Source organism: Pseudoalteromonas sp. TAB23 (assembly GCF_000498075.1).
Classification (GTDB): Bacteria; Pseudomonadota; Gammaproteobacteria; order Enterobacterales; family Alteromonadaceae; genus Pseudoalteromonas; species Pseudoalteromonas arctica.
In genome coordinates this window covers 43,837-54,616 of the sequence record NZ_AUTP01000357.1, presented here as the reverse complement: position 1 = coordinate 54,616, position 10,780 = coordinate 43,837, and the positions used below count along the sequence as shown (strand labels likewise).

Here is a 10,780-nt window from a genome sequence, read left to right as displayed (position 1 = left end):
GGGTTTAATGCAGCCAGTGCAAGTACTTCTTTGCCTGTGCCTGCCCCTACTACTAAAATATGCGCATTATCGCTTAGCGTTGCTTTTAGCTGTGCGTTAGTGAGCTGATGTAATAATTCATAACCAGGAACTAAACGGGTTATACGGCTATCGTATTGTGTTGCTTGCTCGCCTGTAAACGTTGGCATTGTATCTCCTTGTTTTCAGTAATGTTGCTTATAAAACTTCAACTGTGGAATATCCACCTGGCTTTTTGGCTACATGCACTTGAGTGGCTACACGCTCGCTCATTTGTGTTACGTGCGATATAACGCCTACTTTTCTGCCTTGTGCTTGCAAAGAATCCAAAGCGTCCATTGCAATGCTTAGGGTTTCGCTGTCTAACGTACCAAACCCTTCGTCAATAAACAAAGAATTGATTTGTACTTTGTTTGACGAAAGCGATGCTAAACCAAGTGCAAGTGCGAGCGATACTAAAAATGACTCCCCGCCTGAGAGTGTATTAACAGAGCGTTGCTCGTCGGCCATGTCGCGGTCAATAATTGCAATGTCGAGTGTTTGCGCTATGGCGGTTAATTCGTAGCGTTTGTTGAGTGTTTTTAAATGGCTGTTTGCATAGTGCAGTAATATTTTTAACGTTTGTGTTTGCGCTAAGTTACGCATGGTTTTACCCGTTGCATCACCCAATACTTTATTAAGCAAGTGCCATTGTTCAACCTGGGTTTTAAGCGTAGTTAACTCAGCTTGTTTGCCTTCAAGCGCTTTCGCATTTTGGTTATGTTGCTCAATAGCGGTATTAGTTGCTAGTAATGAATTTTGCAGCTGCGTTTGTTGCTCGTTTAAGCTGCTTAGTTGAGTATTTGAAGCCTCTGCACTTTGCGTAGGTTTATCGCTACTGTTGTGTTTTTCAAGCGTAAGTTGCTGCTGTTTTAATGCGGCGTTTGCATCTGTTAGCGCTTGAGTTAACTGCTCGTGCTGAGTTAAATGCGCTTTAATAGTCTCGCTACTAAGCGTTAGTAAAATTTTGACCTGTTCGTGCGTTGCATTGCTATATTGCACTTTAAAGTCAGTAAACCACTGGTTATAACGTGCCTCAAGCGTTGCTAGCTCTTGGCTGTTTTCAAGTAAGCGTTGCTCTACATTTTTAAGCGTTATGGCGTGCTCATCTCGTTGTTTTATCGCGTCGTCATAGGCTTTTTGACTCGCTTGAACCTGCGATTGCAGTTGCTCTTGCGCACTTGTGAGTTTTGCTTGGTAGTCGTCTGCGCTTATTTGCTCGTTATTAAATAAAGCTAAGCGCTCACTTTGTACAGTGCTTAGTAAATTTTTAGCTTTTACAAGCTCTTCATTAAGTGCTTTTAACGACTGCTCGTTGTTACTTATGAGCGGTGTGAGCTGCTTTATTTGTTCATTAGCTTTGTCTTGGCGCTTTTGGCTTTGCTCAAGTTGCGTTTGAGTTTGCTGATACTGCGTAACCTGCTCGTGCAGCTCGCTAAGTTCAAGCGTATTGGCTTGTAGTTGCTGCCAAAAATCACTGTTTTCAAATTGATTATTGAGCGTTGTACCAAGCTCGTTAATTTGCACACTAAGTTCGCTATGCTTACTCGTTAACTGGTTTTGCTGATGTGTAAACTCAAGGTGTTTATTACTAAGTTGCTGCTGTACTTGCTGCTCTGCTTTAAGTGCTGCTAGTAGCTCATTTACTTTAGTTTGCAGTGTACGCTGGCGTTTTTGCTGCTCAAAGTATTGCGCTTTTTGCTCCGTTAACTGCTTATAAGTTACTTCAAGCTGATCAGGCGTTAAGTCGTTAAGCTCTGTGCGTGCGCCTTGCATGGTATTTTTAATGTCGAGCTGTTTAGCTTTTGCCGTTTGTATTACTTGCTCAAGTTGCCCGTGTTCAGCAGTTAATACGGCATGTTGAGTTTGGTGCTTATGCAGCTCGCTTTGTGCATGGTCAAATTGCTTTTTAGCTATATTAAAATCATTTTCAAAATCAGTAATTAAGTTATTTAATTGCTGATTTTGATTTACCGCATACGGGTGCTCAGTTGCACCGCACACTAAACAAGGTTCATTAGGGCGAAGCTCAGTGCGTAAATGCTCTACGTTCTCGCTGGCTCTTAAGCGCGCTTGGTTAAGTGCGTACTCGTTGCCTTTAAGCGCTTGCTCGCTGGTTATTAAATGCTGATTAAGTAAAGCATGGGCTTGCTGGCTTTCATTTAACTGCTGATTAAGCACTTGTTGGCGTTGAGTACTTTGTTTTAGTTCTGCGTTAAATTGCCCGTAGCGCTCTCGCTGCTCTTTTAAGTAATCAATACTTTTTAACTGCGCGTCGCAGTGCTCTGCATTAAACTCATTAAGCTGAGTATTTAATGCCTGTAAAGTTGATTGCTCACCACTAAGTGCCACCTCGCACTGCTGCACTTTATTATTTTGTGTATTTAAACGCTCAGTCTGACTTGCAAGCTCCCTATTAAGAGTTTGGCTTTGTGCAAGGTTTGCGGTTAATTGCTGCTGTGCATTTAAGTAAGTATTAAAGCTTTGCTGATAGTAGCTCCAGTCTTTTGCTAAAACATGCAGCTGTGCATGTTCATTAAGCCATTGCTGGCTTTTAGTTGATTCGGTATTAGCGAGTTCAAGCTCGCTATTGCTTTGTTTAAGCTGCTGTGTGAACTCATCTAATTGAGATTGCTCTTTGGTTATTTGCGACTCAGTACCTTTTACAGCTTGAGTTTGCAACGCAATGCTGCTGTCGAGCTCTCTCGCTTTAGCTATAACGGGCGCTGCATTTTGTTTTTGCTCATTGGCGTTATTAAGCAGCTCGGTATGCTTAGCAAGCGCGGTATTACGCTCGTTAATTACCGCTAAATGATCAACACTTTTAAGCGATGTTATTTGCTGATCCAACGCCGTATTTTGATCGGTTAACAAAGTAAAACGGCTGCGGTTATCTTTTATTTCAAGCGCCTGCTTGGCTTGTTTTGCCTGCTCGCTTTGCTCAACGATACTTTCAAGCGCTGAGCTTGCTTGTTGCTGGGTTTGCTGTGCTTGCAGTAAGTTTTGCTCAAGTACTGTAGCTTGCTGATACCAGTTAAGTGCTTTTTCGGTTTTGGATAGCTCTTTTTTAGTGTGTTCGGTTTGCGCTTTTAAATCGGTTAACTTGGTTTGTTGTAGCTCAAGTTCTTCTGGGGTTAACAAAGTATAGCTTTCAAGACCAGCTTTAAGCGCTTCAAGCTTTGCTACTTGCTCTTTATGGCGCTCAAAAATACGCACGCCAATACGGCTAAATTTATCGGTACCTGTTAAGCACTCTAAAAGTTGCGCTCGCTCATCGCCAGTGGCTTTTAAAAACGCAGCAAACTCATGTTGTGCTAAAAGTACGGCACGGGAGAACTGCTCAAAGTTAAGCCCTATTTTACTCTCGACTTCTTTTATTGTGTGGCTTTTGTCAGCTATAAGGGTTTCGTCTGGCAGGGTTACTAAAGTGTGCTCTGCTACTTTAAGTTTGCCTGTTACTTTTTTATGGGTTCGTGCAATTGTATAGCGCGCACGATAAAGCTGTTTATCTTGTCCTAAAAAGTCGACCTCGGCGTAGCCTTCCCATGTACCTCTGCGTAGCAAGTTTCGCGCATCATTAAGCTTAATGCTGTCGCCGTTAAACTCAATTAAGTTACCTTTATCACCGCGCAGCCTCGCTGTTTTTGTATAAAGGGCTAAACAAATGGCATCTAAAAAGGTACTTTTACCAGCGCCAGTATCGCCTGTGATGGCAAATAGACCTGCGTCTTTTAATGGGGCTTTAGTAAAATCTATTTCAGCGTCAACTATTGAGGCTAAATTATGAATACGAACTGCGGTTATTTTCATAGTTGTTCTTGCTCCGTAAGCTCGTTTATCACGTCACTTAAAAGTGCTTTTAGCTCATCGGGTACGCTTTGCCCTGCCATGTCTTTATCGTTTGCGAACGCTTGTTCTAATAGGTTTAGTGGATTGAGCATTTCAACTTCGCTTAAATCTTCAAATACGGTGTTGTCGTCATTTTGCGCTGATTGCTCACGTACACGTTCAATACCACAAAATTTAATATGCTTACCTTCAAGTGCTTGTTCTATTTGTTCTCTGAATGTTGTGTCGGTATCGCTTGATTTAAGCTTTACACGTAAATAAGGCGCTATTGTATTTTGTGCAGTGTCGAGCGCTTTAATTTGCTCGCATAGTTCGCTTAATGGTACACACTCCCCTTTTGGTAAAATAATTACATCGGCAGAGCGCGGAATGTAAAGGGGGTTTACAGTTGTACTAATATGTTGTTTTTCATCAATAATAAACTCAACAACATTTACTTGGTGCGTGTAGTTACGTTCTGAAAACGACATAGGGATAGGTGTGCCGCTGTAGCGAATAACATCACTTTTAGCGACTTGTTGCGCTTTGTGTAAGTGCCCAAGGGCAACGTAGTTGGCTTGTTTACCAAATACATTGGCTGAAATAGACTCTTCACCACCTATTACTAAGTTACGCTCAGAATCACTTGAGATGTCCCCGCCCTTTGCGTGTAAATGCCCCATAACTATTAATGGTGAGTTTTGCTCATTCTCATTAAGAGCTTGCTCTAGTGCAAGTTCGTAAGCTTTTGAAACGCCTTGAGCATAACTAGGACCGTTTTCGGTTTGGCTAAGTAAACTTACATCGCTTGCACGCAAAAATGGCATAGCGACGATTACAGCGCGTTTACCATTGGTATTTATGGTAATAACAGTTTCATCTGGTGTTGCGACATCAAAGCGCCCTACTACGTGAGTATCAAACTGTGCAAGTAATGGCTGAGCTGCCAAAATACGATTTGCAGAGTCGTGGTTACCCGCAATAATCACTACGTGTAATAGTGGGCATGCTTTTTTGGCGTCTTTAATAAATTGATAAAGCTGATTTTCGGCGCTAGCACTTGGTGTTGCTGTATGATAAATATCGCCCGCAACTAAAAGTAAGTCTATTTGTTGTTCAACAAGAGTGGCTAATAACCATGTAAAAAAAGCTTGATGTTCAACACGGCGATCGTGTTCGTAAAATTGTTGGCCAAGGTGCCAATCTGAGGTGTGGAGGACTTTCATGTCGCGCTCTTAATAAAACCGTAAGAGCGCCAATATACCCAAGGCTGTTAAAGATGCAAGCCTAAGGCATGCATTACGTTAGGTTAAACTGTACCAAGCTGAAAAAACAACCGGTAATGCTAAAAGTGCCATTAATAATGGAATTTTTAACGTTTTAGTTTGTTTTGCGTGTAGCGCCTTTAGTGCATTAGTTTCGTTGCACGCTGCTACTTTATCGATATAAAAATAACCCGAATCGAGATACTGCTTACAGTTATTCTCACTTGCTGGAATCGCAATTAGTTCTTGTTGTTTTTTTAGGATGTAAAAATCCATAAGCCCACCGCATTTCTTGCTAGTAATCGATATTAATTTGAGGATAAATGTGACGAATTTATTTGCCTCAAATAAAAAGGTTGGCGATTTTAAATATAAACAGCACTAAAGATCAACCTAAAATTACACTATTTGTTATTTATCGTACAAATAGCGAATATTAATGAAGTTCGGCAATATTTGAGCCAATTATTTACTCGTTTCACTGTGTTTTTGTTCAGTAGAAAGGGCTTTTAGGCCATTTTACTTGTTGCGCATTAGTAATACTTATACGTAGGATTAATGGTTTACCTAGTAATGCCAAAGCAATACTTTTTTAGCAATATATATAAAGTGAATGATATTTTTTTAAGTTCTGGGACTTTGTATTTAACCGATCAAAACCATTATTAAAACCCAATTTTGTAAACCCCCTTTACAGTTTTTATCTATTCGTATTTTGTTACAAAATAATTGTATTTTTCAATCTAAAAAACTAAGTGAACATCACCCTAAAAATACGGTACTTGGTCGCTAATTTATTGAAGCTAACTGGTATATTTGTCAAAGTACGCTCACAAAATTATATTAGGACTAACAATGAAAAAAATAGGTCTTACGCTAAGTGCTTTTGTATTGCCGTTCGCAATATCGAGTGCAGCTATGGCGTCTTCGGTTGAGCAAACAAAAGGTTCTTTTGTTGATAAATTTCGTCAATTAGACGAAGCACTTCCTACACCCAATGTATATCGTAGTGCCGCTGGCGAACCAGGTGAAAAATACTGGCAGCAACGTGTAAATTACGATATTGATGTGAAGCTAGATGAAAAAAAGCACCGCATTACTGGTAGTCAAAGCATTGAATATAAAAATAACTCACCGCATACGCTTAAATATTTATGGTTACAGTTAGATCAAAATATTTTTAAGAGTGACTCTATTGCCGAAACAACAAAAACATTTAAAAGCACTTTAGAAAGCCTACCAGCTCAAAAGCCCGCTAAATTAAGTTTAGGTGAATTACGTCGCCAGCAATTTATGAGCGACAACGAACTGGGTTATACAATCAGTGGCGTAAAAGATGACGATGGTAAAGAGCTACGCGTAACTGTAGTTGATACCTTAATGCGCATCGATTTAAACGAGCCATTAAAACCAGGTAAAGAAGTAGAGTTTAGCATGAACTTTGCCTTCAACATTGTTGAAGAAGATGCAGTGGGTGCACGTTCTGGTTACGAGCACTTTGAAGAAGACGGCAACGACATATTCTTAATTGCTCAGTGGTTTCCTCGTTTAGCGGCTTATACCGATTACGAAGCATGGACAAATAAACCGTTTTTAGGCTCTGGTGAGTTTACGCTTGAGTTTGGTGATTACGATGTTGAGATTACTGTTCCGGCAGATCACATTGTATCGGCAACAGGTAAACTTGATAACGCGAGCAAAGTACTTACAAGTACTCAGCGCAAACGTTTAAAGCAAGCCGAAACATCTAAGCGTCCTGTGTTTATTGTTAACGCAGAAGAAGCGCTAGAAAACGAAAAAGAAGGCACCGACAAAACTAAAACGTGGCACTTTAAAGCGCAAAACGTACGTGACTTTGCTTGGGCGTCGTCTCGTAAGTTTATGTGGGATGCAAAAGGTTATCAGCAAGGTGGTGACGTTCAGCCTTTAGTTATGGCAATGTCGTTCTTCCCTAAAGAAGGTGGTGACTTATGGGAGAAGTACTCAACTGAAGCTGTAGTACACACAATGGAAGTGTACTCTAAGTATTCTTTTGACTACCCATACCCAACTGCGCAATCGGTAAATGGCCCTGTTGGCGGTATGGAATACCCAATGATTACCTTTAACGGCCCGCGTACTAAGTTACAAGATGATGGTACACGTACTTATTCTCAAGCTGAAAAGCGCTTTTTACTTGGCGTAGTTATTCATGAAGTGGGTCATATTTACTTTCCAATGATTGTTAACTCAGATGAGCGCCAATGGACGTGGATGGATGAAGGCTTAAATAGCTTTTTAGATGGCGTTGCTGGTCGTGAATGGGATCCTACTATTCCTTGGGGTGTTGAGCCTCGCGATATAGTGAGCTACATGAAGTCTGAAAACCAAGTACCTGTAATGACTCAGTCAGACAGTGTATTACGCTTAGGTCCTAATGCTTATACTAAACCTGCAGCAGCCCTTAATATTTTACGTGAAGTAATTTTAGGTCGTGACTTATTCGACTTTGCATTTAAAGAGTATGCTCAACGCTGGAAATACAAGCGCCCTACTCCAGCTGATTTTTTCCGTACAATGGAAGAAGCCTCTGGTGTTGATTTAGATTGGTTTTGGCGTGGCTGGTTTTACACCACAGACCATGTAGATATCTCTTTAGATAAAGTATATCAACTACGTTTAGACACTAAAAATCCTGATATTGATTACAGCCGTTTACGTGATATTGAAGCAGACAAACCTACTTCATTATTTGTTGAGCGTAACCGCGCACAAGGTAAAAAAACATGGGTTGAGAAAAACTCTGATGTTACCGATTTTTATGACGAAAACGACCGTTTTACTGTAACCAATAAAGAACGTAACTCGTACAATAAGTTTTTAAAAGGCTTAGAGCCGTGGGAGCGTAAAACGCTTGAGCGTGCTTTAGAAGAAGATAAAAACTATTACGTTATGGAATTTTCAAACCTTGGTGGTTTGGTAATGCCTATTTTATTAGAGCTAACATATGAAGATGGCACTAAAGAAGAGCGCTATATTCCTGCTGAAATTTGGCGTCGTAATTATAAAAACGTTCAAAAGCTGATTGTTACCGATAAAAACAAACCGCTTGTATCAGTTACTGTTGACCCAGGCTGGGAAACAGCTGACGTAGATGTTGAAAACAATAACTACCCTCGTCGTATTATTCCTTCACGTATTGAAGTGTTTAAAAAGGAAAAGAGTAAAGCTAAAGTAAGTCGCGATATCATGCAAGATATTAAAACTGAGCTTAAAACTGATGAGAAGAAAGACGAAAAGGATGACGGTGAGGAGCAGCAATAATGCGCTTTTTGCTTATTATTGTTTGCCTTTTAGTTGCTGCGCCAAGTATGGCGCATCAACTAAAGTCGTCAGTTACAACCGTGCTTTTTAATAAACGAACGCATAATGTTGAATTAATGCATCGCTTTTATTTACATGATACCGAACACGCCGTAGGAACATTGTTTAAAGGCAAAATTGATATTATTAGTAATAAAGCCGACCAACAACGTTTTGCTAAGTATGTTGAATCGCATGTTGCTCTACAAACGTTAAGTGGCGAACCTTTACCACTTAGCTTTGTAGGGGCACAAGTTGATGGTAAGTTTTTTTGGGTTTACCAAGAAGCACCAATTCCTGAAAATATTGAAGGAATTAAAATGAGTAATGGCGCACTTCGTGATTTATGGCCATCTCAGGTAAATATGGTAAACGTTGAGGGCAAAGGTAAGATTAAAACTTTAAACTTTGCTCAAGATGATACTTGGCTCGAAGCCCGCTTTGAGCAAAATTAATATTTAAAACTTCCCCAACCGACGCGCACAGCAGTTGTTTATGTGCGCGTTTTCTTCATACGTTTAAACTGCGTTCATGTTTGATCTGTTATTTGTAAATTTACGTAAAATTTGTGAGTTCAATTTGTATATTTACCTTTTTTTGCGCATGATATATCAAGCACTTAAATTACTTTGTTATCAATAGATTGATAATGGTGCGTATTAATATTTAAATATAGTTAGTTTCATTTATCCCTTTGTATTTACCGGCCTAGGGCATAAGCAGTAGAGAATTTTATGTTTAAATTTCATTTAGTAATAACTAAATTCAGGGAATGATATGACTACTCAGGTTGAGGCTATTTTTGGAGTGATTTTTGATTTAGATGGAACATTGGTTTCATCAGAATTAGATTTTGCATTAATAAAGGCCCAAATAGGTTGCCCTTGCGAGCAAGACTTACTTGATTACATTGCTCAGTTGCCCTCACCGTATATGCGTGAAGAGGCAATGAATATAGTTCACCAACACGAATTAATAGATGCACAACATGCCAGTATATTACCTGGTGTGAGTGAAGCTATTCATGCTTTAAAGTCTAAAAATATTCCGATGGCGATTGTTACTCGCAATTTTGATAAAGCAGCGGCAATTAAATTACAAAATAATCCACTCCCTATCAGCACAGTTTTAACGCGAAGCGATGCCCCAGCAAAGCCAGATCCCAGCGCTTTAAATGCCATTGCTACACTTTGGAACATTAACGCCAGAAATTTACTTTATGTAGGCGATTACCTTTACGACATTCAAGCTGCGCACAATGCAAATATGCGCGCGTGTTTATACGCTCCAGAGTCAACGCCTGCTTATGCCGATCAGGCAGATTACGTTTTACATGACTTTGTTGAATTAGTGACATTAGTTGAGAGTTATTCTGAAAAAATAGAGTTATGTTAAATAGCGTACTATTAAATTTATTTAAGAATAAGTGCTACGTTATTTAAATTACAAAATAACGTTTGTTCCTAGCCCAATACGTTTTGAATTGGTAAAATACCGCAAAACGTAACGTATTCATTAGGGGCACAAAATGGGCAGAGCATTTGTAGTTCGTCAAAGTTCTATGATCAAAACAGCCAATGCAAAAACAAAAGTAAACTCAAAGTATGGTAAAGAGATTTACGTTGCAGCAAAAAGTGGCGATCCCGATCCCGAAGTAAATCAAACACTACGCCGTCTAATCGAAAAAGCTAAAAAAGACCAAGTACCCGCGCACGTTATCGATAAAGCAATTGAAAAAGCAGCCGGTGGCGCAGGGGAAGACTATTCTGTTGCCCGTTACGAAGGCTATGGTCCTGGTAATTGCATGGTTATAGTTGACTGTTTAACTGACAATCCGAACCGTACAATTAAAGATGTACGCTTACCGTTTACTAAAACAGACTCAAAAATTGGTACTCCTGGCTGCGTAGCACATATGTTTGATCATTATGCGGTACTTGGCTTTGCGGGTGATGACGACGAAATAGTATTAGAAGCATTAATGATGGCTGATGTTGATGTTAGCGATGTTGAAGCCGAGGACGGTAAAATATCGGTATTTGCACCGCCAACAGAATACTTTAAAGCTAAAACTGCCCTTGAAGACGCATTTGAAGGCATTAACTTTGAAGTAGACGAAATTACGTTTATTCCTCAAGTTAATATTGAAATTGAAGACGAAGAAGTTATTGCTAACTTTGATAAGTTTATAAATATGCTTGAAGATTGTGACGATGTACAAAATATTTATCACAATGCCATTGTAAAAAATTAGATTTAATTAGCTAAAGCTTTAAAAAGCGTGTTTT

General features: G+C 39.6%; 7 protein-coding genes and 1 pseudogene. 4 read left to right on the top strand and 4 right to left on the bottom strand.

Features of this window, described 5'->3' with window-relative positions; genetic code table 11:
- From L654_RS0124195 to L654_RS0124180, 4 genes and pseudogenes are all read right to left on the bottom strand, one after another.
- Positions 1 to 188, bottom strand: a pseudogene (locus tag L654_RS0124195) (class I SAM-dependent methyltransferase); the annotation flags it as partial.
- Positions 189 to 216: 28 nt separating this feature from the next.
- The gene (locus L654_RS0124190; RefSeq protein ID WP_024609290.1) at positions 217 to 3,867 is read right to left on the bottom strand and encodes an AAA family ATPase; all 3,651 of its coding nucleotides are present in this window, start codon (positions 3,865 to 3,867) and stop codon (positions 217 to 219) included.
- The gene (locus L654_RS0124185) at positions 3,864 to 5,111 is read right to left on the bottom strand and encodes an exonuclease SbcCD subunit D C-terminal domain-containing protein (protein ID WP_024609289.1); all 1,248 of its coding nucleotides are present in this window, start codon (positions 5,109 to 5,111) and stop codon (positions 3,864 to 3,866) included. The genes L654_RS0124190 and L654_RS0124185 overlap by 4 nt, the downstream gene beginning before the upstream one ends.
- 78 nt (positions 5,112 to 5,189) lie before the next feature.
- Complete coding sequence (locus tag L654_RS0124180) at positions 5,190 to 5,426, bottom strand: hypothetical protein (RefSeq protein WP_002959190.1); 237 nt, start codon at positions 5,424 to 5,426, stop codon at positions 5,190 to 5,192.
- A gap of 579 nt (positions 5,427 to 6,005) precedes the next feature.
- Here L654_RS0124180 and L654_RS0124175 point away from each other — a divergent pair.
- The 4 genes from L654_RS0124175 (at position 6,006) to L654_RS0124160 (ending at position 10,746) form a co-directional block, all read left to right on the top strand.
- On the top strand, positions 6,006 to 8,453 hold the full coding sequence (locus L654_RS0124175; RefSeq protein ID WP_024592705.1) for a M1 family metallopeptidase: 2,448 nt from the start codon (positions 6,006 to 6,008) through the stop codon (positions 8,451 to 8,453).
- The gene (locus L654_RS0124170; RefSeq protein WP_024609288.1) at positions 8,453 to 8,947 is read left to right on the top strand and encodes a DUF6702 family protein; all 495 of its coding nucleotides are present in this window, start codon (positions 8,453 to 8,455) and stop codon (positions 8,945 to 8,947) included. Before L654_RS0124175 ends, L654_RS0124170 begins: the two co-directional genes overlap by 1 nt.
- Positions 8,948 to 9,269: 322 nt before the next feature.
- The gene (locus L654_RS0124165; RefSeq protein WP_007583617.1) at positions 9,270 to 9,887 is read left to right on the top strand and encodes an HAD family hydrolase; all 618 of its coding nucleotides are present in this window, start codon (positions 9,270 to 9,272) and stop codon (positions 9,885 to 9,887) included.
- Between the two features lie 133 nt (positions 9,888 to 10,020).
- Positions 10,021 to 10,746 (top strand): YebC/PmpR family DNA-binding transcriptional regulator, encoded by a 726-nt coding sequence (locus tag L654_RS0124160; protein WP_024591562.1) that lies wholly within the window; start codon positions 10,021 to 10,023, stop codon positions 10,744 to 10,746.
- Positions 10,747 to 10,780: the final 34 nt, after the last annotated feature.